Origin of the sequence: Paenibacillus amylolyticus (genome assembly GCF_047302515.1) — a bacterium.
Classification (GTDB): domain Bacteria; phylum Bacillota; class Bacilli; order Paenibacillales; family Paenibacillaceae; genus Paenibacillus; species Paenibacillus amylolyticus_G.
The window spans coordinates 2,574,352-2,600,287 of record NZ_CP168019.1 but is presented as its reverse complement, the minus strand read 5'-3'; the positions used below and the strand labels follow the sequence as shown (position 1 = coordinate 2,600,287).

The window sequence follows — 25,936 nt, the reverse complement described above, 5'->3', positions numbered from 1 at the left end:
ATCTGCATGTCATTGTACTCAAATTAAAATGATATATTGGTTAAAATCCTATACTTTGTCAGGTTGTTGTAAAATTATGTAAGGGATACACTTTGGGAGAAGGATCACATCTGATCTAATAATACAAGCTGTGATTCTTTAAAAGTTGTTTGAGGATGGTCAGAATCTAAACCGGAAGGATGTGATGATGATTTATGCTCCAGGATTCAGGAGATGCAGGTGAAAACACGGAATTCACTGCACCGCGCGATCCAGTTGGAGTGACAGCGTCGGCAGTCAAGCCCGCAATTGATTTTGAGTCACATAGATATCGCGACATGATTGGCCGATCTCTTCTGAACAAAGGAAATAATGTCAGATTAAAACGAGCCATTGAGAAGGCAAAAAACGGCGAACCTGTCGTTATCGCTTATATTGGAGGCTCCATTACCCATGGTGCTGGTGCAGTACCTATTCATCTCCAAAGTTACGCTTATCGGTCGTATGAGTCGTTCAAGTTTATGTTTGCGCTTTCAAAAGATAGTCCGATTCATCTGATTAAAGCAGGTGTGGGTGGAACTCCTTCAGAACTGGGGATTGTACGTTATGATCGTGATGTGCTGAGGGGAGGTGCCGTTCAGCCGGATATTGTCATAATTGAATTCGCAGTCAATGACGCAGATGATGAAACCCAAGGTAAATGTTACGAGAGTCTGGTACTCAAAGCACTTACTGCCGATAACAAGCCAGCGGTCATCTTGTTATTCAGTGTATTCGAAAATGACTGGAATCTACAGGATCGTCTCGCTCCGGTAGGCTGGCATTATGATCTGCCAATGGTAAGTGTGAAAGATGCTGTCGTAGATCAGTTCAGCAAGACAAGAGGTGAAGGCAACGTTATTTCCAAAAAGCATTTTTTCCATGATATATATCATCCAACTAACATAGGACATCGAATTATGGCCGATTGTTTGGAATATTTGTTCGACGTGACGAATCGTTCTGAGTGGGATGAGAAAGATCATGATATTGAAAAAGCTCCGCTAATTGGAAATGAATTTGTTAATGTGAAGCTGTTGGATCGGAAAAACGGCAATCACATTGCCCGAATCGATGCAGGCTCTTTTTGTAAAACGGATACGGATCTGCAGATGGCTGAGATGGATGCTCATGACTATGGTACACCTCAGTTCCCCAACAACTGGATGCGTACAGGAGAGGGAAAAGAGGATCAGAGCAGCTTTCGGATAAGTTTGCAGTGCAAACGCCTCATTCTGATCTTCAAGGATTCTGGTAACGACGAATTCGGAACTGCACATATCAAGGTAGATGGGGTATTCGTCCAAAAAGTCGATCCGCGTCAAGTGAATTGGACCCATTGCCATGCCATCCTTCTGCTTAACGAAGAGCATGTGGGGGAGCACTCCATCGAGATCGAAATGGCGGAAGGCCATGAACATAAATGCTTCACTATTCTGGGTTTTGGCTATGTGGATTAACTGAAGACTGATAGTCACTCATATGTTCGGAGGAAAAGAGAATGGAATTGATCTCACCAGCAGTAACGGGATATGACCAGTATCGGGAGAATATACCACGTGGAGTCATGGAGACGGTAGAGTATCCTTCCACCACGGTTGGCAATTCCCGTAAAGCGATGGTGTACACCCCACCAGAATTTTCTTCGACAACGATGTATCCTGTACTTTTTCTTTTGCATGGTATTGGTGGAGACGAAACCGAATGGCATACTCATGGTTCTCCGCAAATTATTCTCGATAATCTGTACAACGATCATTTGCTTGAGCCGATGGTTATTGTTTTCCCTAACGGTCGCGCTATGTCGAACGACCGAGCCGAAGGAGACCTGTTTGAACCTGAGAAAATCAAAGCATTTAAACGGTTTGAATCCGATCTGCTCAACGATTTGATACCTTACATGGAGTCGAACTACCCTTTGCATAAAAGCCGGGATAAAAGGGCGATTGCTGGTTTATCCATGGGTGGAGGTCAATCCTTAAATATCGGATTAAGTAATCTAGACCATTTTGCATGGATCGGTGCTTTCTCCGCAGCCCCAAATACTAGAAGTCCGGAGCTACTTGTCCCTGATCTTTCGAAAGCGCCTTCATCACTCTCGCTGCTATGGATCTCTTGCGGTGAACAGGACAATCTTATAGAGATTAGTCTTGGGGTTCATCAATATCTGGCGCATCACGGAGTACCTCACATTTGGCATGAGGAAAGTGGAGGACATGATTGGCCCGTGTGGAAAAACGATCTGTATCTGTTTTCGCAACGTCTTTTCAAGTGAATTTGCTGAAGAACATTCATATCGGATTGTAGCATCAACCAAATCTATTAAAATATCAGGAGGTATAATCTATGTTTAAATTTAGCAAAAAATTGTTAACCGTTGTTCTTGCAGCTTCCATGAGTTTTGGTGTCTTCGCAGCCACATCGAGCGCAGCAACAGATTATTGGCAAAATTGGACAGATGGTGGAGGAACGGTCAACGCCGTGAATGGATCGGGCGGGAATTACAGCGTGAATTGGCAAAATACCGGGAACTTTGTTGTCGGGAAAGGGTGGACATACGGTACGCCTAATCGAGTGGTCAATTATAATGCCGGCGTATTCTCTCCTTCAGGTAACGGCTATCTCACCTTCTATGGTTGGACTAGAAACGCTCTAATTGAATATTACGTGGTGGATAGCTGGGGAACGTATCGTCCTACCGGAACGTATAAGGGCTCGATGACTAGTGATGGCGGCACATATGACATCTATACAACGATGAGATACAATGCACCTTCCATTGATGGTACTCAGACTTTCCCTCAGTATTGGAGTGTTAGACAGACCAAGAAACCAATCGGAGTCAATTCTACCATCACGTTCAGTAATCATGTGAATGCATGGGCGAGCAAAGGGATGTACTTAGGCAACAGCTGGTCCTATCAGGTGATGGCAACGGAAGGTTATCAAAGTAGCGGAAGCGCAAACGTGACGGTTTGGTAAAAATGATGTGATGCAGTTCAACTTCTGCACCTGCATTTGAAATTCAATTTTCCGGTAGCGTTGAGTAACGTTATTCTCCAGACTAACGGACCTCGACGTTGCCGGATTTAAGCTAGTAAAGGAGAATAATTGAATGAAGAAGCTGGTATGGTTAACTTTAATCGCTATAGTTGTTAGTCTAAGTGCTTGTTCAGCAAGTAATACGAAATTAAGCGATGACTTGGTATTCGTCGAAGGAGGAGCCTTCAAGAGCAGTAAGCCGAGTCAGATCGATAGGAATGAAACGCTGGATTCCTTCTATATTGGCAAATACGAAGTAACTCAAAAAGAATGGATGGAGGTTATGGGGGAAAACCCTTCTGGCTTCAAGGGAGATGACCTGCCTGTTGAAATGGTCAGCTGGTATGACGCAGTGGAATACTGTAATCAAAAAAGTATAAAAGAAAACCTGAAACCTTATTACAATATAGATAAAGACAACCAGGACACGAATAATCACAATGAAAATGATACTATAAAATGGAATGTAACGATCAACGAGGACGCCAACGGTTACCGTTTACCCACAGAGGCAGAATGGGAATACGCTGCAAGCGGAGGTCAAAAGAGCTTAAATTACACATACAGCGGAAGTAACAATCCTGATGAAGTTGCTTGGTACTGGGTAAATGCCGGCGAGAACATTCTGACGGGTGACTGGAGCTGGACCGCTATTGAGAGCAATCGTAATCAAACCAAAAAAGTCGGAACTCAGAAGGCGAATGAGTTAGGAATCTATGATATGTCTGGGAATGTGAGAGAATGGTGCTGGGACTGGTACAGCGATTCGGAGAGTCCAAATCAAACTTGGCGAGTTGTGAAAGGCGGAGGCTGGATCGGCGGTGTCAATAACAATGAAATATCATTTCGAGGCAAATTTGATGCAAATGGTTTTGGTCCCGATCAAGGATTCCGTATTGTACGTGGAGAATGAAAAATCTTTCTACTGACAATAGATTACTTCTGAGCTAAACCTATACTTTGTCGGGTGAAAACCTATAGTTTAACAGGTTGTTGTACCAAAATGTAAGCGTTACACTTGAATTGTTATCCCGGCGCTTCGCTACAATCGGAGCGTTCTTATAGTACGGTCCGATGGAACCATGTTCTATGTTATTGATAAATGACGATGAGACTGGTAGAAATTTTGTTCTCCAAAGTTGTGCGAGCAGACAACAATCCTGCTGTTGTTCTGCTGTTTAGCGTTTTCAGAACAACTGGAATCTACCTATTGATATAGATAAAATACATGCAGCTGATCAAGGATAAAAGTGAGGTGAGCTAATGTACAAGGTCATTGTCGCGGATGATGAGCCGTTTATGCTAGAAGGATGGAGAACAATGATTGACTGGCGAGCTTGTGGATATGAACTCTGCGGAACGGCAACAGATGGGGAGGAAGCACTTGCTCTATTCAACTCGGTTGAACCGGATCTTGTCGTCACGGATATTCAAATGCCTGTTATGGATGGTCTTGGTTTGATTCACACCTTGCGAGAAGATCTCGCCTATACCTCTAAAATTGTTATCGTTACAGGATACTCCGATTTTAATTACGCGAAGCAAGCCATACGGTATCAGGTCGATCAGTACGTGCTTAAACCTCTTGTTCCCGAGGAGATTCATCAAATCCTTATGGACATGATTGAACCTCTGGACAAACGCAGAAATGAGCAAAAACAGAAAAATGGAGTCACGGTTACAGATGAAGCCTATGAGAATCATCTTAATGAATATCGAATAGGCGAAGAATATGATTTAGAGCAAATGATGAATATCTCCAAAGAGATCTTGGCGTTGATTGAAGCAGAAAACACGTATTCCATCGATATTGCAGTGAGTGCACTGTTAGAGAAAAGTGAGAAAGCAGAGGTTTCGTTGGAATGGATACATCATGTCATCCGATATATCCATGGGGAGTTGCTACGAAAATATGGAAAAAGAGAGGGTTGCAGAGAAATACTATGTGAAAAAGATTGGCATGAGGCTGCGAGTTGGTCTTCCGGAACATTGCAAGACCTGTGTGTTCGACTGTCCAAGCAACTTTTCCAGTCTGAATTGAAGCAAAAGACGGGTACGGGAGGGCTTGTTGCAGAAGCAGTGATTGAATTGAAGCAACACTATCGAAGTAAAATTAAATTACAAGATGTAGCTGATCGTATTCACGTGAATTCTGCCTACCTGGGTCAACAGTTCAAGCGGGAGATGGGGGTCAGTTTCAGTGACTATGTGCACCAGCTTCGTGTTGAGGAGGCCCGTAAACTCCTGCGACGTACCAATATGAAGATCACTGACATTGCATTCAGGCTAGGATATCATGATGCTGAATATTTCACCCAAAAGTTCAGAGCGCATACAGGGGAGCTTCCGTCAGTCTATAAAAACAAAAACCAAGGGTGATTATATGCGTCATAAATTCTGGATGTTCAGTAAGGTTAATGATATTCCTCTCCGATCCAAATTTCTGCTTATTTATGTACTTAGTATTCTCCTTCCTGTAATAACGATTAATATCTTCTTTTATGAACGAACCTCTGCGGATATCAAGATTAGAGAACAGGAAAATCTGCGTAAATCCATCGACAGGGCTGCGGGGGAACTGCTAGGCATGATTGATGAGAGCGTTGCCCTGAGCCGAATTATTGCAGCAGACGATTCGCTATATGAGGCACTGGATCGGACCTATCACTCCCCCGTGGATTATTACAACGTCTACCATGCATTCCTGCGAGATAAATTAACACGGTACATGTCAGCGAATATTCTGGAGGTGCGTATCTATACGGATAACGATACCATTCAGACGGGCAGTCATTATATCGTCATGAAAGACAAGAATGTACTCCCTGGATTGAAACAGCTGAAATCCACCAGTGGAGGCATTCTTGTCGTTGATTATATTGAGCCATCCGGATTTAACGCGGGAAGAAGAATCAGTGTGATTGGCAAAATGGATACCTATACTTCCTATGCCAATTACAACAAGTATTCCAAGATTGATCTGGAACTTAGCCGGGTGTATAGCATTTTAAATCGTGAATCAGACAGTCTTCAGCTGCGTCTGGTGGACAGCAACAATCGAACTGTCGTTTCAAGTGGGGAATTCAGCGAAACCGACTTATCCCCCCTTGATAATGAATCAATGCTCAAGGAATCTGGAGATTCTGCTTACACGCTCGAAAAATCGTTGGGGAATCTAGCCTATCTAAAGGGTTGGAAATTGATTGGAGTTGCCGATACGCGTCACCTTGACCACCTTTTGCAAGAAGCCTTTAAATCAATTCTGGGGTTGCTCGCATTAAGTATCGTGGTCCCCTCTGTATTGATCTACATTATTTTGCGTTCCTACCACTATCGGATTCGCAAGTTATCCAGACATATGGAGAAGGTTCGTAACGAACGATTCGATCTGATTGAAATTCACGAAGGCCGCGACGAAATTGGCGGGCTTATTCGTACATTTAACATCATGATTGGTAAAATTCATACGCTGATTAATGACGTATATAAACTGGAAATCCGTCAAAAAGACCTGGAGCTGGATCAAGTGAGGACTGAATTGTCTATGCTCCAGAGTCAGATGAATCCTCATTTTTTATTTAACACATTGAATGCTTTGCTGGTCGTTAGTACGAAGAATGGATATACAGAAGTAATTGAGATTATCAAAAGTCTGTCCAAACTGATGAGACAGTTGCTCAGTCATTCTGACAATCTGATTCCTTTGCAAGAAGAGCTGCAATTTACGAATCTTTATCTCCAGATTGAGAAGTTTCGCTTTGGAGAGCTGTTTGATTACACCTTCGAGGTTGATCCTGATGCAGCTTCGTTGCTCATTCCCAGAATGAGTATTCAACCGCTTGTCGAAAATGCCTGCAAACACGGCTTGCAGGCGCGAAAAAATGGAAGAGAGATCAAGATAACGGCGAGACGAAACGCAACTGAACTGGTTATTCAGGTGATCGATAATGGAATCGGTATGGATGCAGGGAGATTAACCGAGCTCCTGCGAGATATTCGTTCTGAAAGACCCAGGAACGGCGAGCATGTAGGACTCCGCAATGTCTACCGCAGGCTGGAACTCTTTTATGAAGGAAATGCGATATTTGATCTAAGCAGTGTACCTGGAAAGGAAACCATTGCAGGGTACCGTATACCGATCTCTAAGCTGGAACAGAGGAAATAGGAGGTAAACTCTCATGTATAAAGTGCTATTAGTCGATGATGAACCTTATGCCATTGAAGGGTTACAGCTTCTGATCAATTGGGAAAAGTATGGTTTCGAAATCAGAGGCGTGTGCGCCAACGGTGAGGAAGCCATTCGGATGATGGAACAAGATCGACCTGATCTCGTGGTGACAGACATTCGTATGCCTGTGATGAATGGGCTGGAACTTGTAGAAGAAGCACGACGATTGGAACATGAGTCTGTGCTGTTTGTCATCACAAGTGGATACAGTGACTTTAATTATGCCAGACAAGCTATTCGATTAGGTGTCTCTAACTATCTAACCAAACCGGTTGACACTACAGAAGCAGAGGATATGTTGGTCCGTCTCCGTATGCAATTGCAGGAGCGTGAAACCCAGGAGCGTATAAGGGAACATGCAAACGAGCAAAGGATCAAAGCGTTTTTGTCCGCACTGATTAAGGATAAGCAAAATATATCGGAGGAGGAGATGTCAGAGATACGTCCTCGTTTAAACAAGTCCCATTGGGCATACCTGCGGATAGCCTTTCAGGGAGATATTCAGGAAGTCTGTTCAGTAGTCGAACAAACGGCTGAAGAAACAACTTGCTGTTATGTGATAGACAGAACAAGAGACTCATTGGGACTTGTATGGGGGGAGGAAACGAATGATAGAAATGAGACGTTTGAAGCAATTAAAGCTTTTACCCAGCGTTTGATGAATAATATGCAACATAACGGCTGCGAAGAAATTCATATCGCGGTTGGATTAACGGTCAACAAACTGGAGCATTTATCTGAATCCTTCCGCTCCGCTCAGGAAGTTGGGCGTTATTTGTTTTTTAATCAAGAGCGTCTTTTGTTTGCCAAAGATATTCAGCTGGAGAATTGGCAGTTTGATCCGGAAACGCTGTCAGAGGTGGACCATATTTGCGATTTGCTTGAAAACGGTTCTGTGGAGGAACTCTCGTCTGCGATTCGGAGTGCTTTTGAACTGTTTGTACAGATGAAGGCTGCGCCAGAGATTGTACATATTTTCTCTACCCATATTATATTCCGCGGATTGTCCCTGTGCAGAGAATTAGGAGGAGAACCTAATGCTCTAATGAACGAATTGGCGAGCGGAATTCTGGAGAAGGGCCATCGAAATATAGAAGAGGTTGCTAACAATCTGGAACATTTCTGTTTACAATGCAAGTCAGCACTGGCGATTTTCCGGGAGAGGCAAATGGGTGGCATCCAGGCGACGGTTGCTGAATATGTGCAGATGCATTACAGGGAGACATTTACGATCCAGGAGCTCGCAGAACGATTCTACGTGAATCCTGTCCATTTAGGGCAATCCTTTTTGCGAAAGTATGGTAAGGGTGTAATCGAGGTAGTACATGATTTAAGAATGGAAGAAGCTAAGCGTCTGCTCCAGCAGACGAATCAAACATCAAGTGCGATTGCGGAGCAAGTTGGGTACCGCAGTTACCAGCATTTTCTCAGACACTTCGAAAAACGAACAGCCATGAAACCAGTAGAATACAGGCAAAAGTATGCGAATTGATCCATGAAAAAGAAGAACCCCTCCTGAATAAGACCTACAATTACAGGGGGGTAGACCTTAAATGTATATATTTTGTAACCGCATACATTTCTTCATACTAAAAACAGTAAGACATACCACTTCCAAGGAGGGCAAGTACATGGGGGGACTTAAGAAAAAGAAGCTTTGGGGTTCCGTATCACTCGTTCTGGCTTTGAGTTTGGCACTGGCAGGATGCAGCGGTGACAATGAGAAAGCGACTACAAAGGATGGGAAAGAGGTACTGAACATCACGGCCTTTATCGGAACGCCAAATCAGGCGCCAGCTAAAGATAACCGAATCTACAAGAAGATCCAGGACGAACTCGGCGTTAATCTTGAGATGGAGTTTCTAGTAGGTGATCTTCAACAGAAGTTGGGCGTTATGATTGCTGGGGGCGATTTCCCGGATCTGATCACAGCAGACACCAAGTTGGTCTCAGCGGGTGCGGTTATTCCGCTCGAAGATCTCATTGAAGAGCATGCACCTAATCTGAAGAAACATTTCGGTAAAGACTGGAACCGGATGAAAGATTCCAGTGACGGACATATTTACTGGTTGCCTAACTATGGAGTGTATACAGGAGAGTTCATTAGTAACTATTATTCTGGTCCTGCATTCTGGATCCAAAAGTCCATACTGAAGGATGCCGGGTACCCAACTCCAAAAACGTTGGATGATTTCACAAAGTTGGTCCGTGATTATGCAGCCAAGAATCCAACTATTGATGGTCAACCGACGATTGGTTTCACTACATTGGCTTCAGACTGGCGGACGTTCCCTTTGCTTAACCCACCTGAACATCTTACGGGTCACCCCAACGACGGGGGCGTAGTCGTAGATGATAGTGGAGTCGCAACCGTTTTTGCCGACAAAGATATCTCCAAACGGTATTATAAAGAACTAAACAATCTGTACAACGAGGGATTGCTGGATAAAGAAGCCTTTGTTCAGAACTACGATCAATATCTGGCCAAAATTTCTTCGGGACGTGTGCTTAGTATGTTCGACCAGCACTGGAATTTCCAAGCCGGCGAAGACCCACTCGTAGCACAGGGGAAAATTGGCCAGACATACGTAGGCTTCCCGCTTGTCTATGATACAAGTATCACAGATCATTATCTGGATCGTCCGGTCATTAACTTGAACAATGGTTTTGGTATCAGTAAAGATGCCGAAGACCCTGTCGCACTCATCAAATTCCTCGATAAGCTTATGGACGAGAAGTACCAGAAGCTCTTGTCATGGGGTGAAGAGGGTGTAGACTACCAAGTGAATGAAGAGGGAAGATTCTATCGTACACCAGAGCAACGGACAGAGCAGGATGATCCGGCATGGAGATTGGTTAACAAAGCTGAAGGTTTCTACGCTGCTGCACCGAAGCTCGAAGGAACATTTGAAGATGGGAATGCAATTGGAGCGATCAACCAACCTGAGGAATTCTATGACAACCTCAAACCGGAAGATAAAGAACTTCTGGATGCATACGGCTTCAAAACGTGGAGTGACTTCTTCTCTCCTGCACCAGAAAATCCAGTGTACTATCCAGCATGGCAGGTCGATCTGAAAGAAGGTTCTGATGCTGCTGTAGCGAACAAACAAATGACAGACACTTCATTGAAATTCTTGCCTAAAGCAATCATGTCAAAACCGAATGAGTTCGATAACATTTGGATTGAATATGTAGACGCTTACAAGAAGATCGATGTCAAATCCTATGAAGATCGGATTAATGAACAACTGAAATGGAGAATCGAGAACTGGTCTGTTAAATAAAAAAATGCGGCAATGATTCTCTCGGAAGGTATCAACCAAAGGATTACTCAGGGGAGTGCCTTCCGGGGACATCATGCTTAAAGTCGCTGCAAGCCAATAGGAGGAGTGAAAGATGGCGAACACGCCTGGAGCCATACCAGAGCAAACCACCCGTACAGTCGTTCCCAAAGCACCACTGTTAAAACGATTGCGCGGACAAAGACAACTCATGTTCATGTCATTGCCCATCGTTGCGTACATTCTCGTATTCTCGTATTATCCCATTTGGGGCTGGGTTATGGCCTTTCAGAATTACAGTCCTGCGAAGAGTTTCACGCAGCAGGAATGGGTCGGGCTCAAACACTTTAAGTTTTTGTTAACAGACGATGCATTTCTTAACGTGCTTCGTAATACCATTGCGATGAGCGTCATCAATATGGTGCTCGGATTTGCGACAGCAATTATATTTGCCATTTTACTTAATGAGATCAAACATAAGTTATATAAACGAACCATTCAAACAATATCGTATTTACCTCACTTTCTCTCATGGATTATTGTGACAGGTATCGTAGCAAGTTCACTATCTGTAGATGGTGGTATTGTGAATGTGGTACTCATGAAGCTGCATATCATTCAAGAACCTATCATGTGGCTTAGCGTTCCGGAATACTTCTGGGGCATTGTAGGCGCATCCCATGTATGGAAAGAAGTTGGCTGGAATGCCATTATTTATTTGGCGGCCATCACGTCTATCGATCCTTCCCTCTATGAAGCGGCAGAGATTGATGGTGCGAACCGATATAAGAAAATGCTGTATGTGACCTTACCCGGAATCAAATCCATTGTTATCATTTTGCTGATCATGAATATGGGCTGGATTTTGGAAGCTGGATTCGAGGTTCAGTATCTGTTAGGTAATGGTGTGGTTGTCGACTGGTCACAGACGATAGATATATTTGTCCTGAAATACGGACTACAGATCGGGAATTATTCTTTGGCTACTGCGGCAGGTATCTTCAAAACAGTAGTTAGTATCACGCTGATCTTTGCGGCGAATTCAATTTCCAAACGGCTCGGGGAAGACCGATTAATATAAGGGGGACTAGAGATGGGAATCAATAAATCTCGGCTTGAACCGATTGTCTTCCATACGTTAAATGGTATACTGATGATCGCAATCGCGATTGTTACCCTGTATCCGTTTGTGAATACACTCGCCGTATCATTCAATGCCGGTAATGACACCATCCGGGGTGGGATTTATCTGTGGCCTCGGGTATGGACAGATCAAAACTACAGAGCAGTATTTGCAGGAGGGACCATCTTCAGCGCCTTTGGTATATCAGTGGCGAGAACGGTTTTGGGGACAGTTTTAAGTCTATTCTTAACCTCCATGCTGGCTTACACACTAAGCCGAAAAGATTATATATTACGAAAGCCCATTACCATTACAGTTGTTCTTACGATGTATTTTAGTGCAGGTCTTATTCCAACTTACTTCCTAATGAAAGATTTGCATTTGTTAAACAACTTCCTGGTGTACATTATTCCTGGGCTGATCAGTGCCTTTAATATGATTGTTATTCGAACCTATATCCAGACACTACCGGAGGGATTGATCGAATCCGCCAAAATTGATGGTGCTGGAGATTTCAGAACATTCATTTCCATTATTCTACCGCTGTGCCAACCGGTTCTCGCTACTGTTGCACTGTTCATTGCAGTCGGTCAATGGAATTCTTGGTTTGATACGTTTCTGTATGCATCTTCCAAACAAAACCTAAGCACGCTGCAATATGAGTTGATGAAACTATTATCATCTTCTATGAATTCCAACAGCAGTGCAGCCGTTGCCAATGGTGCAGATCTTGGTGCTGCGCGTAACATGGTTACACCTGTATCTATTCGGGCAGCGATTACGATTGTTGCCGCATTACCCATCTTAGTCGTATATCCATTTTTGCAGAAGTATTTCGTTCATGGCTTGCAGCTTGGAGGGGTAAAAGAGTAAACTTAATGCAGTTCCAGATAACCGATCAAAAACGGTCACTATGGTGACCGTTTTTTCATGTTTTTTAAACGGCGGGCCGTAGTATGTCAATTGCACACGAATCTAACTTATTCAATAATGTTGTTGACAATTAAATTAAAGTTACTATAATTTATATTTACTTGATTCACCAGTCAGTCTCTTTTCAGGGTGCCACTGCGCGCGAAATCCCTATATCAAGAACTGTCCACAGCGCCTGACCATCCCGAGCTCTTACCATTTTATCAAGGAGACTGAAGAGAAAATGAAAGTATTAATCGTGGAAGACTCCATTTTCGTACAGAAATTGCTTACAAAGCTGATTGTTGATCATATTCCAGGATGCGAGATTCAGATTGCTAACAATGGAGAGCAAGGATACAACCTATTTAAGGAATTTCAACCTGATTTTATAACCACCGACCTGCTGATGCCTGGTTTGAACGGACAAGAAATGCTTCGTATGATTCGAGAAACGGATAGCAATGTCAAAATTATTATCTTATCCGCAGATATTCAGAAGACAACTAGGGATGAAGTTGAAATGTTAGGCATTTCTGGTTTTTTGAATAAACCGTTAACCGCAGAGAAGGCAACTACCATGATTCAACTGATTCAGGCGGCCTATCATGCTGAATGATTTACAGAAGGATTTGCTTACTGAACTAGTAAACGTTTACGTGGGACAAGCGGCTAACATGTTGTCAGAGATTGTAGACAAGCGTATCGTTTTGAATATTCCGGAAGTGGAACTAATCTCCATATCCGATGTTGATCCTGGAGATCGAAGATACAACATTTTCTTTAGTGAAGGTCACCTGTTTAGGTCATCTTTACAGTTTGGATACGAATTTCAGGGAAAAGCATTTCTGATGTTTCCTGTTGAGCAGGCTAAAGTATTGGCAAACATCTGTCTTGGAGAACTGGGTGAGAGCGTTATACCGAACGATCCGAACCTGATGGATACGGATTTGGACGTTTTGAAGGAAGTTAGCAATGTCCTGCTTAACGCCATTATTGGGGAATTAGGTAATTTCCTGGAGATCAAACTGGAATACGTCCTGCCTGATATTGAACTGATCTATGTCACCAATTCCGATCAACAAATATTGCTTCAGAATGAAGTCTATGTCCTGGTTTTACATACCTCGTTTTTACTTGCTGATACAGATGTGACAGGTATCATTGTCATAGCATTAAGTATGAACTCCATATCGAGCCTGCTGGCCAAAATGGACGCTTTGTTGGAGGCGGACAATGGATAATCTTATTTCACAAGCTTTGAACAAAGCCCATATGGGAATAATGATCGTGGACAGGCATTTGAAAGTTGTTGTGTGGAATGCCTGGTTGGAGCGTTTTACTGGCAAGAATGTAGAAGAGGTAGTGGGCTTAAATCTGCTTGAGGTCTGCCCACGGTTTAAGTCGAACATGTATTTAAATATTTTGCAAAATGCGTTGTATCATGGACAGAGCAGATTTTGCTCAAGCGCTTTACATAAGGCATTCATTCTTCCTAATGAAGGAGAGGATGAACAATTATTCAGACAAAATATGCATGTTGAACCGCTCTATCATGAAGATCGGAGTTATGCCCTTATTCAGATTACTGACATGACTAACACCAATACCAGGGTATATAAACTTAAAAATCTGATCAAAGAACTGGAGACGGAGTACGCCAAAATCAAAATCTCCGAGAAAATCAGCAAGCATTTGTCTTTGCATGATCCACTTACAGGTCTGCCTAATCGTCTTGCTTATAATGACCGTCTTGCCTGGGCCATCAGTAATGCCAAAAGAAACCATAATAAACTAGCCGTCATGTTTGTGGATGCTGATGGATTTAAACAAGTGAATGATACATATGGACACCATGTTGGCGATCAAGTGTTGCTGGAAATGGCAAAGCGATTAAGCGAAACAATTCCAAGTGCGGACACTGTAGCCCGGCTTGGCGGGGACGAATTCATCATTTTAAGCCATCTGAAAGATGATCACGATGCTGAAGTCATCGCCAAAAGATTGGAAGCTGCATTCAGTACTCATTTCAAAATTGCCGGAAACTATATCAACCTTTCGATGAGTATTGGTATCAGCCTATTTCCCAAGCATGGACAGGAGCCTTCCGAACTTCTGAGACATGCGGATGGAGCCATGTATAAGATTAAAAAGAATGGCAAGAATGGTTATGGAATCTATGAACCTGAAAATGCTGAAGAAATCTAAAAATGCCTTTTAATAAAGTTGCTACAATAGCAACTTTATTTGTCTATAAGGAGAAGTCGAACAGAGGCGATAGTCAGAACAGTACCAAAAGCAAGGAGAAAAACGCCTCTAAACTTGATGCCCATCATATCGTATTCATGAAGTTCATCCTTCGTACGATTAAAAGGCCATGAGTTGGGTCGTCTCAGTGCTCTAACCCCAAAGAATAAACCAATCATTCCAAGCAACAGAAAGAAAAAGAAGAAAAACATATTATCCCCCCTTTAACAAAGATAAGTAATATGGAGGCCTAGTTTAAGTGCTTAGCCGTATTCTTTGCCAAAGTCCTCCATCTTTTCAAGGATCGGTAGTAACTTCATTCCCTTGTCTGTTAACGAATACTCAACTCGCGGAGGAACTTCCGGATAAACTTCACGTTGAATAACACCATCATTCTCCAACTCTTTAAGCTGCTTTGTGAGGGAGCCTTGAGACAGATCGCCAAGGAATTTTTTGATATCCGTATATCGACGTGTTTCGTTTTTTAGGTACCATAAGATAAAATATTTCCAGCGCCCAGAAAGGACATTCTGAGTAAAAGCAATGGCGTACATGTCACTTTTTCCATCTATAAACTCTTGTTCAAATCCTTCGTTGCAAACTCTCATTCATATCACTCCTAGTCTATAGGTACATAAAAATGTACTATGTTCATTTAAATTGCCTTCTTTGCAAACGAGATGAATACACTTATGATTGGGTCAACAACCAAAACAAAACCATTTTAGTTTACCTAAGATGTAAAATAATAATAAATTTATTTTGGTTTTATAGTTAGCAGGCTAAGTAGTAATTATATTTTTTAATCTTATAGTTAGCAAGCTAAATAATAATTATGTCACAGAAAGGAGTATCAGATGTGAGTACAGCTAATGGAATAAAACTTTCGATTTTGGAATTTGTTCATATCTATGCAGGATATGAGGCTTCAGAAAGCCTTCAGAACGTGACAGAAATGGTCCAACTAGCAGAACAGTGGGGTTTTAATAGATATTGGTTTGCAGAACACCATAACACCAAAAACTTGATGAGTACTTCACCAGATTTACTGAGCATGCATGCGGCAGCTCACACGAAAAACATTCGGGTAGGTTCTGGTGGCATCATGTTGCCGAATCACAGTGCCTTGAAAGTGATGGAAAACTTTACGCTCCTCGAAGGATTATATCCAGGGCGGGTTGACCTCGGGATTGGACGAGCTTCAGGCACGGACGGCAGAACGATGTGGGCATTGTTGAGATCTCAAGAATTAATGGAAGTGAATGATTTTCCAGAGCAGTTAGATAATGCTTTCCTTCTTTGCCCGTGACTTTAAAGAAAACCACCCGTTTAGTTCCATCCATCCTCCGGGAGATCAGTCAATGGTTCCAGATATGTTTATGTTGGGATCTAGCGAGGGTGGATTGCATTTTGCCTTGGAAAAAGGATTAGGGTTTGTATTTGCTGCACATTTGGCACCACAACTGGCTATTCCTGTGTTGAGAGCTTATCATGCGAATTTCAAGCCTTCATCCTATTTGACTGAACCCCAAAGTATGTTAGCGACGATGGTTATTACAGCTGAGACGGAAGAAGAGGCTAAATATATTGCAGGGCCGGCGGAGTTAATGTGGGCACAGATGAGCACAGGGACGAGAAATCTTACTTTCCCTACACCAGAAGAAGCCAAAAATCACAGATACACACCACATGAAGAGCTGGCTAGGGAGCGTAATAAAGATCGCTTTGTAATTGGAAGTGTTGGACAAGTTGCGGATCAGCTTACGCAGCTTGCGAAGGCAAGTTTAGTGGATGAAATCATGATTGCGGACTTTTATCCGAATCAAGAGAGCCGCAAGAAAGGGCATGAATTATTGGCAAAAGAATTAGGTTTATCACAAGGAAATAAGTGATGAGCTCGTGAAAAGGAGATCATTCAACCATGGCAGCAAGAAAGCTTAAATTAGGAGGAATTATTGATGGCGTGGGTTGGAATCATACAGGTTGGAGACACCCCGATACTCCAGCAGATGCCAGTGAAAATATTGAGTATTACGTACAGAAAGCCATACAACTTGAACAAGGTAAGTTCGATCTCATCTTTTTAGCAGACGTAAGTCATATTGGACCTGGCATGATCCCACACTATCTAAGCATGTTTGAGGGCATATCCATTTTGTCGGCACTAAGTATGGTAACTCACTCTATTGGCTTGGCCGCTACCATAGCGACTTCTTATGCTGACCCCTTTACGGTTGCGAGACAAATCGCCTCACTCGATAAAATTAGCAAGGGTAGAGCAGGTTGGAATGCGATCACTTCGAATCCTGGCGGATTAGCCAATTACAGTCGGTCCCATTTAACGAAAGCAGATCTTTATCCTATGAAAAAAGAATTTTTGGAGATTGTTGAAGGCCTCTGGGATTCGTATGAAGATGATGCTTTTATACGTGATAAGGAACGTGGGATTTTTTATAATCCCCGAAAGATGCATCCGCTAGATTATACGGGGAATTACTTTTCCGTGGAGGGACCCCTAAATATCAGTCGGTCGAGGCAAGGCAGACCAGTAGTCTTCCAAGCTGGGACTTCCCCAGCATTCATGGATATTGCTGCAAAACATGCCGAAGTCATCATGGCACCTGGACATGATTTGGAATATCTCAAGGCATTCACTGCTGAACTGAAACGTAAAGTTCAAAATCAAGGGCGCTCACCACATGACCTGTTGATGATGCCTTCTCACAACCCGATCGTTGGTAGAACGGAAAAAGAAGCGCTGGAAAAGCTAAGGGAAATGGAATCATGGATGCCACAAGGTTATCGAATGACGAAGCCTGGGTTGATAGGGTCGGCGGAGCACGTTGCCGAACAAATCGAACATTGGTATCGAGCAGGCGTCATGGATATCTTGCTCATCAGACAAGATCATCCAGCAGGGTTTAAGGACTTCATTAAATTGGTTGTTCCCATCTTGCAAGATAAAGGCATATTCCGCAAGGAATATGAGGACGACACGCTTCGGGGGAATTTAGGTCTACCTTACCCTGAAAATCAATACACGAAGTAAACAATCAGAAATTTGTTATTTAAAATAAAGGAGATGTTATACATTGAGTAAGAAAATTCGTACAGGAATCATAGGGGCTTCCATTAATAATGGGTGGGCGAGTGGTACACACATTCCAGCTATTGAGCATTTGGATGAGTTTGAGCTTACAGCAGTGGGGACAAGCAATATGGCTAGTGCGAAGAAAAGCGCAGAAGCTTTTCACGCAGATCATGGCTTTGAAAACATAGAGGAACTGGCTCAACATCCTGATGTGGACATGGTCGTTGTCAGTATTAATGTCAAGGAACATTATAACGCCGTCAAAACCATCGCGCCTGCTGGAAAACCGATCTATTGCGAATGGCCACTTGGATCCAATACAGATGAATCAATTGAAATGCAGAAATGGGTAGCATCCGCACAACTGCCAAATGCGATTGGATTACAGGCTAGACAAGCCCCGGCCGTTCAATATGTTAAAGATTTATTGGCAGAAGGTTATGTCGGTAAAGTGTTGTCTGCCAACCTGAAGATCTCTATAGATGGCATGGGTGGCGTTGGTGACAAGTCGACTGCGTACTTGTATGACCGGAAGGTTGGAGGGAATTTGCTGACCATTGTAGGTGGACATAATCTGGATGCATTTACCTACATGCTTGGGGACTTTACGGAACTTTCTGCTCTCACAGCACAGCAGTTTCCTGAAGTCGAATTGGTGGATATTCAGAAAACCATCAAGAAGACGACAGATGATCAAATACTGATTGCTGGAAAATTAACGAGTGGTGCCGCAGCTAGTATCCATATTCAAGGTGGCGTCAAACATCAGACAGGATTAACGCTTGAAATTTTCGGAGATAAGGGGACAATCGTGTTGAGTGCGCCCGCATCCATTCAATTCGGATCACACCAATTACGCGGTGCAGGAGCTACGGACAACGAGCTTCATGAACTAACCATTCCCGATGCCTATTACTGGGCTCCACATTCTCTATATAACGATTCAGGATTTGTTCTGAACATGGCTCAGGCTTATCGTAAGTTCGCCCAAGATATTCAGGAAGGTACGACCTTAGCACCTACTTTTGCAGATGCGGTGAAACTTCATCAGTTACTGGATGCCGTCGAAAAATCAGCACAGACAGGTGAACGTCAATATTTCTAATCCTAACCAAAAAGAATTTGAAGGAAAATATTACGAGAGAATATGGAATAAATGAATAGAGGAGAGGATTTTAATGAATCATACGCTTGAATTGCTTCATAACCATACATCGTTTCGTTCTTATACATCTCAACCCCTAACTGAGGAACAAATCAATGCGATCTTTCAGGCAGCGAATCAAACTTCATCATTCAGTCTCTTACAGGCCGTTTCCATTATTCGAATCACCGATCCAGTGATTCGAAACAAAGTCAGAAAACTTTCTGTCAATCAGCCTTATATTGAAGAAGCGGCTGAGTTTTGGATTTTCTGTGCAGATTTTAACCGCAGTCATCAAATTGCCCCAGAAGTAGATATCGAATATATTGAATTTCTGTTAATCGGTTCATTCGACGCCGGACTAGTGGCACAAAATGCGTTAACAGCGGCCGAATCTATGGGACTTGGAGGTGTGTTTATTGGTGGGGTCAGAGCTAATATTAACGAACTATCTGAAGTATTAAATTTACCGAAATATGTGATTCCTTTGGTAGGATTATGCATAGGTAATCCAGCTGGAGATAAACCTGAGCTGAAACCTCGGCTACCGCAATCTATGGTGTTGCTTGAAAATCATTACCATTCTCTTGATCAAGAGAAATTAGCAACCTATGATGAAACAATGTTGAAGTATTATGAAAATCGACCGACGAGAGCCCCTTTCACTGTGAAAAAAGTAAAAGGATGGAGTGACCACATCCAGGATCATCTCCAGAGAAGTATTCAGCCTCAAATGATGGACTATTTGAACAAGCAAGGATTTGCTAAAAAATAGGTTTACGACAAAGCCAAACGTCCTGAACCTTAGAGTTTCTCCAGTAGGGGATAATTCATGACAGATGCAGTTGATTGTAATATTCGCAGCTGGTTCGTGGCTGCAATTTTATAAATTACAATGGAAAAACCGTAGCTGCTGTTACCTAACTACCGCTCGCTTTTCCGGTCAGTCCAAAATTATCATTTGAACAATATGCTCTGCTATACTTCGTTCTGTTAGTTTAGTTTGTTCCGCAGTATGCAGAGTAACGGCTTCATTAATCATGTTAGCATAGATTTGTACGTACAAAGTACGTTCATCAGAGTATATGTTCTGCATACAAAGATCCAAATAATGCTTTAGTGCAATGACTAATTTTGAAGAGAGAAGAGGAATAATTTTATTATAGTTTCTTCGACATTTCTTTTTGACTTGTTGATGGTACTCAAATGCTGCGAATACTAATTGCATCATATTGTTTTTTGTAAATGCACAAACACCATTAGTATGTTGTTGAATAAGTTCTTCCGCTGATTTTCTTATAATCTCATCCAACAATTCATATTTATCTTGGAAATGAGCATAGAAAGTAGCCCTATTGATTTGGGCCCGTTCCGTTAAATTTTGTATTGTGATTTTATCAAAATCTTTTTCTTCCATTAGTTCAAAAAGTGACTCGAAAATGGATTCTCTTGTTCGAGTTGTACGAATATTTCTAACTTTAAGTCCCATAGATCTAGCTCCTTTTTTAAACCAACAAATGGCTCGCATTGTTGGTTGTTCCTCAATGATGTTCCGGGTACAATTGAACTACTAAAGCAACTATTGTTGTAATAGTATAATACTAAGAAGGTGGTTAGTCCATTCAGAAACTTTAAAGTGCAAGGTTAATAGTAAGTGCCGATTTCATCTAACAATGTATGTAATAAAATTCAAAGTAAATAAATAACCAAATATTGGAGGAATCTTAAATGAAACTTACAGGAAACACGATCTTCATTACAGGTGGCGGCTCAGGAATTGGACGTGCATTGGCAGAAGCTTTACACAAGCTTGGAAACAAAGTAATCATCTCGGGTAGAAGAAAAGAGCGTCTGGAGGAAGTACTTAGTGCTAATCCCGGAATGTCTGCAGTTGAACTGGACATACAGGATCTTTCCAGTATTGAGGCAACCGCTAAGCAACTTATTCGGGACTTCCCTGATTTGAATGTCTTATTTAATAACGCCGGCATCATGCTTTTCGATGAGGCTGCGGGTGTGATTGACGAAGAGGTTCTGGTTTCAACGGTCTCAACAAACTTGCTTGGACCAATTCGAATGACGTCTTCATTAATTGAACATTTGAAGTCTAAAGAAGAAGCTGTGATCATTAATACGACTTCTTCAATCGGGTTTATTCCGTACGCAGCGACTGCGGTGTATTCGGCAACCAAAGCAGCGCTCCATTCTTATACCTTATCACAACGTTATTTGCTTAAAGATACAACAGTAAAAGTATTAGAAATTATACCACCTGGGGTTCAAACGGAACTCATGACAGATCTTAGTAACGATCAGCATGCGATGCCACTTGAAGCATTCATTGAAGGAACAATAAGATTACTCGGTACGGATGCTGAAGAGGTTCTAGTGGAACAAGCGAAAATGATTCGTGATAATCAAGGCCCGAATGAAGGAGCTTTTGTAACCCAACTTAACGATATGGCGAGCCAAGCTGCAAAAGGCCATTAATTTCACTTTTTCAAGACTTTAATTTCATTGTTACCAACTCTGACGCTTTATTGAAAATCTACTTTTCCGTTCAACTGAGATACGATTGACCATATTTTAGGTTTATGAAAATATTAGACGGTGACACTAAGGTGAATTGACACCTGTATATCTCCATGATACATTTAGTCTGCTAAATATAATTCGGATGTTAGGGAGGGATCGTTCATGACAAATACAGTAGATTGTGAAATTCGACAGTCTTTAGATCGAATTTCCTCCCAAATGCGTCGAAATTATAGTGAATCTCTTCGGGAACTTAATCTCTATGTAGGACAAGATAATCTGTTGTATCGGCTGTGGTTGGGTGATGGGGTAACACAGATGCAACTAAGTGAACATATGAAATGCGAACCACCAACGGTTACAAACATGGTCAAATCACTGGAGCAGAACGGATTTATATATCGCAAGCGTGATGTACAGGATGCAAGGATTATGCGTATCTTTCTAACCGATAAGGGCAAAGAATTAGAAAAACCAGTTGAGCATAAATGGAGAGAGCAGCAAGAGAAACTACTTCAATCCATTTCTTCGGAAGATCGGCTGATATTGAGGCAATTCATGCAACAAATGGAGCGAAATATCTTATAACTTATGCCAAGCTTCACGTAAGCTAAATAAATGAACGAAACCGAGCCGCTATTATAGCGGCTTTTTTTATTGCCAATAGCTATACTTCCCTATCCAGAACAAAGAATTTGTACTGTCAGTTTCGGAATTCACGATTACACCTCTAATGCTGGGATAAGATTGTGATAATTCAAGTTAATTTTGTTCATTTAGATGCTTAAGAGATTACAGTACACTGAAAGAACATACAAACAGAACACACTAAACATGAAAATGTGAGGAATTATAATTCGTTGGAGGTTTTAACGTGAAGACCAAAAATATCGGGTTTAATCAACCTGCTGGAACATGGGAAGAGGCATTGCCTATCGGAAATGGAACTCTTGGAGGCATGATTTTTGGGAAAACACAGATCGAGAGAATTCAGCTTAATGAAGATAGTCTGTGGTATGGTGGTCCGATGCAGCGGAATAATCCTCAAGCACTTGAATCTTTATCTCAGATCAGAAGCCTGATTTTTGACGGTAAGATTAGGGAAGCAGAAGAACTCGCAGCAGATACTCTGGTAGGTGTTCCTGACGGGCAAAGACATTATGAGCCATTAGGGGACTTCTATATCGCTATGGATCACAGTGAACATGAACCAAATGGATATCAAAGACATCTCGATCTGGAACAAGGCAAGGTAAACGTGAATTATACCGCAGATCAATCCATTTACAGCCGTGATTATTTTGCTAGCTACCCGGATCAAGTGCTCGTTGTTCATCTCAAATCTAGCGCACCTGGAAAGTTATCTTTCTCCACTATTTTTGGCAGGGGAACCGTTCTGGAATCAACGAAATATTCTGATATTCTTAAGCATCCTGTTGGTTTCCAATCCTATCTGGACCGGATCGAGAAGCGTGGAACGAATGACTTGATCATCCGAGGAAGAAGTGGGGGAGAGGAAGGAATTCGATTTTGTTGTGCGATTCGCCTTATATCTGAAGGGGGGCAGGTTCATTATTCAAGCGGTCAGCTTTCTTTGAAGGATGGTAATTCAGCGACTATTCTAATCACGGCTTGTACGGATTTTCGAGTACCCAAGGAACAACTCGAAGTGGAGTGCCTCCGAAGAATTGAGGCTGCTTCCGCAAAACCATATAGCGAACTGCTCGCCGATCATGTCTCGGACTATCAATCCTTATTCAAAAAGATGGATATACATCTCGAAGATGAAAATAAAGATGTGATATGCTCCGAACTTCCAATCGATCAGCGCCTTGAGCGGCTTAGAGCTGGTAAGCATGATCCGGAACTGATGAGTCTATACTTTCAATTTGGTCGTTATCTGCTTATCTCAAGCAGCCGTCCAGGTTCTTTACCGGCAAACCTTCAAGGGATATGGAATAAAGACATGCTTCCTGTATGGGATAGCAAATACACGATTAATATTAATACACAGATGAACTATTGGCCTGCAGAAAGCTGCAATCTGTCTGAATGTCACATTCCATTGTTTGATTTTATAGATCGACTGCAAGTCCGGGGAAAGGAAACCGCTGAAACCATGTATGGATGCAAGGGGTTCGTTGCTCATCACAATTCGGATATCTGGGCAGACGCTGCTCCGCAGGATGTATGCATGACATCGACGTTTTGGACTATGGGAGGAGCATGGCTTTCATTACATCTATGGGACCACTACGAATACAATAAGGATGCTCAGTTTCTCAAAAAAGTTTACTCCACGATGAAAGATGCGGCTATGTTTATTATGGATTATCTAATAGAGGATCCTTCCGGCAATTGGGTGATATGTCCTTCGTCCTCACCGGAAAATCGCTATATATTAGATGATGGAGAGTCGGGGGCTTTATGTTTTGGTGCTTCAATGGACAATCAGATTATTAGAGAACTCTTCACGCGTTGCATTGAAAGTACCCGAATATTGCAAGAAGATCAGGAATTCGGAGAAGTACTCCGTAGTGCTTTAACCAAAATACCGGAGACCTCCATTGGAAAACATGGTCAGATCCAAGAGTGGAGTAACGATTATGATGAATTGGAACCGGGCCACAGACATATTTCTCATTTATTCGCTTTGCATCCTGGAACACAAATTACATTGCAATCAACGCCTGACCTGGCCAAGGCAGCTCGTGTAACACTCGACAGAAGACTGGAACATGGTGGTGGACACACAGGATGGAGCAGGGCGTGGATTCTCAACATGTGGGCACGATTAGAGGAGTCCGAACTTGCACACGATAACATCGTGGAACTTCTACGTTCCTCCACGTTACCCAATCTGTTTTGTGACCATCCTCCATTTCAAATTGATGGGAACTTTGGAGGTACTGCAGGGATAGCAGAGATGCTTCTCCAGAGCCATAACGAAGTAATCAGATTGTTACCTGCTTTACCAGCAGCGTGGCCAAAAGGATATATTCGTGGTATTCGGGCTCGTGGCGGATTTGAAATAGATCTGGAATGGGAAAATGGTCGTCTATTAAATACCAGAATTCGCTCTATTGCAGAATCAAGAGTAACCGTATCCTATCTGGACCAAAAGATAGAATTAACCTTTCCTGGCCCCAATGCTATGATTGAATTGAAAGGGAATAAATGGAATAACAAATAAGAACTTACCGATTACCTGAGCGAATGCCGGCTGACAAAATTGCCGTGCGAATTCGCTCTTTTTATTTGCTGAGATAAGATATAGGCAAGAGTTGGCATGTTTTTGCTCAATGCAATGTTTAAAGCAGCCTTCCATATTTAACAAATTTACCAGGTGAAGTGCCGACCTGCTTGGTGAAGCTGCGAATAAAATTGGCATAATCTCCAAAACCGGATTGATAACAGGCCTCTGTAATACTCAATCCTTCCATTAAATAAGATTTCGACAGCTCTATACGGCGACTAAGAATGTATGCTCGAATCGTGAGTCCGGTATGCTTTTTGAATTGTCGACTAATATAACTGCTATTCGTGAACATAGCCTCTGACAATTGTTCGAGCGTCAGTTGCCTCGTCAGATTACATTCAATGTAATCCATCGTGTTTCGAACTAGTTCAGGCATAATGTCCGTTGCAACAAAATCCGTATTTTGAAAAGTTAGATTTGTTAGAAGGAGTAGCTGTGTAATCAAAATATTCCCCAGAATATCCGCTCCATAGTCACTTGATGAGAGACACTGTTCAAGCTCGTCAGTTAATTGCAGCACTCGTTGAAGCTCTTCCTCTTCAAGATGTACGATATTACCCTTACCCTTAGGACGGTAGTCGAAGCATGCGGATAAGTTGGTGCTTGAAGTAGACAAGCGGTTCAGATATGACTTTTTCAGATTTATGGTAATTCTCTCATATTCGTTTTTGTCCAAAGCAAAGGAACGGTGCATCTCCTCCGGGCTAAGAACGAGCAGATCGCCACGTTGCAAATGGTAACAATGGTTCTCAATATAGAAGTTTACATTGCCACGAAGAAACAAGTAGAGTTCATATGCATTATGTCGATGATAAAACGTTCCCATATTATACGTGGTGGTGCGATGAAGGTACAACAGCTCATTCTGGATTGGATCAAACAGGTATTCTGAAGTCTCATTCATATCAGATATATGACCTCCTTGTCGTTTCGCGCAATAAATATAGCCGTTTGTGCAATGAAATTGCAGACGTGAACCTATAAAATGTAACCATCCTAGCATGATGGATACATAATTGCAAGCGTTTCCACTCAGTGGTGTACAACGCGATT

The 25,936-nt window shown here is 42.3% G+C and carries 24 protein-coding genes; 21 read left to right on the top strand and 3 right to left on the bottom strand.

Annotated features, from left to right (window positions below; all coding sequences use genetic code 11):
• Window positions 1-194: 194 nt before the first annotated feature.
• From ACDJ59_RS11085 to ACDJ59_RS11025, 13 genes are all read left to right on the top strand, one after another.
• The gene (locus ACDJ59_RS11085) at window positions 195-1,478 is read left to right on the top strand and encodes an SGNH/GDSL hydrolase family protein (RefSeq protein WP_413408893.1); all 1,284 of its coding nucleotides are present in this window, start codon (window positions 195-197) and stop codon (window positions 1,476-1,478) included.
• A gap of 41 nt (window positions 1,479-1,519) precedes the next feature.
• Window positions 1,520-2,293: an alpha/beta hydrolase gene (locus ACDJ59_RS11080; protein ID WP_413408892.1), complete on the top strand. Its 774-nt coding sequence runs from the start codon at window positions 1,520-1,522 to the stop codon at window positions 2,291-2,293.
• A gap of 71 nt (window positions 2,294-2,364) precedes the next feature.
• Window positions 2,365-3,000: a glycoside hydrolase family 11 protein gene (locus tag ACDJ59_RS11075; protein ID WP_036615877.1), complete on the top strand. Its 636-nt coding sequence runs from the start codon at window positions 2,365-2,367 to the stop codon at window positions 2,998-3,000.
• Between the two features lie 133 nt (window positions 3,001-3,133).
• A complete protein-coding gene (locus ACDJ59_RS11070) occupies window positions 3,134-3,973 on the top strand; it encodes a formylglycine-generating enzyme family protein (RefSeq protein WP_413408890.1) in 840 nt (279 codons plus the stop codon).
• A 350-nt stretch (window positions 3,974-4,323) separates the two neighbouring features.
• The gene (locus ACDJ59_RS11065; RefSeq protein WP_413408889.1) at window positions 4,324-5,439 is read left to right on the top strand and encodes a response regulator transcription factor; all 1,116 of its coding nucleotides are present in this window, start codon (window positions 4,324-4,326) and stop codon (window positions 5,437-5,439) included.
• Between the two features lie 4 nt (window positions 5,440-5,443).
• Window positions 5,444-7,225, top strand: a complete 1,782-nt coding sequence (locus ACDJ59_RS11060) for a sensor histidine kinase (protein ID WP_413408887.1) — start codon at window positions 5,444-5,446, stop codon at window positions 7,223-7,225.
• Window positions 7,226-7,238: 13 nt separating this feature from the next.
• Window positions 7,239-8,780 carry a response regulator transcription factor gene (locus ACDJ59_RS11055; protein WP_413408885.1) on the top strand — a complete coding sequence of 514 codons (1,542 nt, stop codon included), beginning with the start codon at window positions 7,239-7,241 and terminating at the stop codon, window positions 8,778-8,780.
• Between the two features lie 139 nt (window positions 8,781-8,919).
• Window positions 8,920-10,575, top strand: a complete 1,656-nt coding sequence (locus ACDJ59_RS11050) for a sugar ABC transporter substrate-binding protein (protein WP_413408884.1) — start codon at window positions 8,920-8,922, stop codon at window positions 10,573-10,575.
• 112 nt (window positions 10,576-10,687) lie between these two features.
• Window positions 10,688-11,653, top strand: a complete 966-nt coding sequence (locus ACDJ59_RS11045; protein ID WP_017688458.1) for an ABC transporter permease — start codon at window positions 10,688-10,690, stop codon at window positions 11,651-11,653.
• A 12-nt stretch (window positions 11,654-11,665) separates the two neighbouring features.
• Window positions 11,666-12,568, top strand: a complete 903-nt coding sequence (locus ACDJ59_RS11040; protein WP_017688457.1) for a carbohydrate ABC transporter permease — start codon at window positions 11,666-11,668, stop codon at window positions 12,566-12,568.
• A 283-nt stretch (window positions 12,569-12,851) separates the two neighbouring features.
• Window positions 12,852-13,226, top strand: a complete 375-nt coding sequence (locus ACDJ59_RS11035) for a response regulator transcription factor (protein WP_413408882.1) — start codon at window positions 12,852-12,854, stop codon at window positions 13,224-13,226.
• A complete protein-coding gene (locus tag ACDJ59_RS11030; RefSeq protein WP_413408881.1) occupies window positions 13,216-13,851 on the top strand; it encodes a chemotaxis protein CheC in 636 nt (211 codons plus the stop codon). Before ACDJ59_RS11035 ends, ACDJ59_RS11030 begins: the two co-directional genes overlap by 11 nt.
• A complete protein-coding gene (locus ACDJ59_RS11025) occupies window positions 13,844-14,815 on the top strand; it encodes a diguanylate cyclase domain-containing protein (RefSeq protein ID WP_413408880.1) in 972 nt (323 codons plus the stop codon). The genes ACDJ59_RS11030 and ACDJ59_RS11025 overlap by 8 nt, the downstream gene beginning before the upstream one ends.
• Window positions 14,816-15,117: 302 nt before the next feature.
• Here the strand turns inward: ACDJ59_RS11025 and ACDJ59_RS11020 are convergent, their stop codons facing one another.
• Entirely contained in the window at window positions 15,118-15,462 is a 345-nt protein-coding gene (locus tag ACDJ59_RS11020) for a winged helix-turn-helix transcriptional regulator (RefSeq protein WP_413408879.1), read from the bottom strand.
• A 251-nt stretch (window positions 15,463-15,713) separates the two neighbouring features.
• Here ACDJ59_RS11020 and ACDJ59_RS11015 point away from each other — a divergent pair, with 251 nt between their 5' ends.
• The 5 genes from ACDJ59_RS11015 (at window position 15,714) to nfsA (ending at window position 19,864) form a co-directional block, all read left to right on the top strand.
• Window positions 15,714-16,163: an MsnO8 family LLM class oxidoreductase gene (locus ACDJ59_RS11015; RefSeq protein WP_413408878.1), complete on the top strand. Its 450-nt coding sequence runs from the start codon at window positions 15,714-15,716 to the stop codon at window positions 16,161-16,163.
• Window positions 16,141-16,746 carry an LLM class flavin-dependent oxidoreductase gene (locus ACDJ59_RS11010; protein ID WP_413408877.1) on the top strand — a complete coding sequence of 202 codons (606 nt, stop codon included), beginning with the start codon at window positions 16,141-16,143 and terminating at the stop codon, window positions 16,744-16,746. The genes ACDJ59_RS11015 and ACDJ59_RS11010 overlap by 23 nt, the downstream gene beginning before the upstream one ends.
• A 29-nt stretch (window positions 16,747-16,775) precedes the next feature.
• Window positions 16,776-17,903 carry an NtaA/DmoA family FMN-dependent monooxygenase gene (locus ACDJ59_RS11005; RefSeq protein ID WP_413408876.1) on the top strand — a complete coding sequence of 376 codons (1,128 nt, stop codon included), beginning with the start codon at window positions 16,776-16,778 and terminating at the stop codon, window positions 17,901-17,903.
• Between the two features lie 43 nt (window positions 17,904-17,946).
• Window positions 17,947-19,050: a Gfo/Idh/MocA family protein gene (locus ACDJ59_RS11000; RefSeq protein ID WP_413408875.1), complete on the top strand. Its 1,104-nt coding sequence runs from the start codon at window positions 17,947-17,949 to the stop codon at window positions 19,048-19,050.
• Window positions 19,051-19,123: 73 nt separating this feature from the next.
• A complete protein-coding gene (gene nfsA, locus ACDJ59_RS10995; protein ID WP_413408874.1) occupies window positions 19,124-19,864 on the top strand; it encodes an oxygen-insensitive NADPH nitroreductase in 741 nt (246 codons plus the stop codon).
• Between the two features lie 168 nt (window positions 19,865-20,032).
• Here nfsA and ACDJ59_RS10990 read toward each other — a convergent pair whose 3' ends face one another.
• Entirely contained in the window at window positions 20,033-20,578 is a 546-nt protein-coding gene (locus tag ACDJ59_RS10990; protein ID WP_413408873.1) for a TetR/AcrR family transcriptional regulator, read from the bottom strand.
• 239 nt (window positions 20,579-20,817) lie between these two features.
• Here ACDJ59_RS10990 and ACDJ59_RS10985 point away from each other — a divergent pair, with 239 nt between their 5' ends.
• The 3 genes from ACDJ59_RS10985 (at window position 20,818) to ACDJ59_RS10975 (ending at window position 24,817) form a co-directional block, all read left to right on the top strand.
• Window positions 20,818-21,579 carry an SDR family oxidoreductase gene (locus tag ACDJ59_RS10985; protein WP_413408872.1) on the top strand — a complete coding sequence of 254 codons (762 nt, stop codon included), beginning with the start codon at window positions 20,818-20,820 and terminating at the stop codon, window positions 21,577-21,579.
• Window positions 21,580-21,786: 207 nt separating this feature from the next.
• Window positions 21,787-22,212: a MarR family winged helix-turn-helix transcriptional regulator gene (locus tag ACDJ59_RS10980; protein WP_307412756.1), complete on the top strand. Its 426-nt coding sequence runs from the start codon at window positions 21,787-21,789 to the stop codon at window positions 22,210-22,212.
• Between the two features lie 286 nt (window positions 22,213-22,498).
• Window positions 22,499-24,817: a glycosyl hydrolase family 95 catalytic domain-containing protein gene (locus ACDJ59_RS10975; RefSeq protein ID WP_413408871.1), complete on the top strand. Its 2,319-nt coding sequence runs from the start codon at window positions 22,499-22,501 to the stop codon at window positions 24,815-24,817.
• A gap of 118 nt (window positions 24,818-24,935) precedes the next feature.
• Here ACDJ59_RS10975 and ACDJ59_RS10970 read toward each other — a convergent pair whose 3' ends face one another.
• The gene (locus ACDJ59_RS10970) at window positions 24,936-25,787 is read right to left on the bottom strand and encodes a helix-turn-helix domain-containing protein (RefSeq protein ID WP_413408870.1); all 852 of its coding nucleotides are present in this window, start codon (window positions 25,785-25,787) and stop codon (window positions 24,936-24,938) included.
• Window positions 25,788-25,936 lie beyond the last annotated feature (149 nt).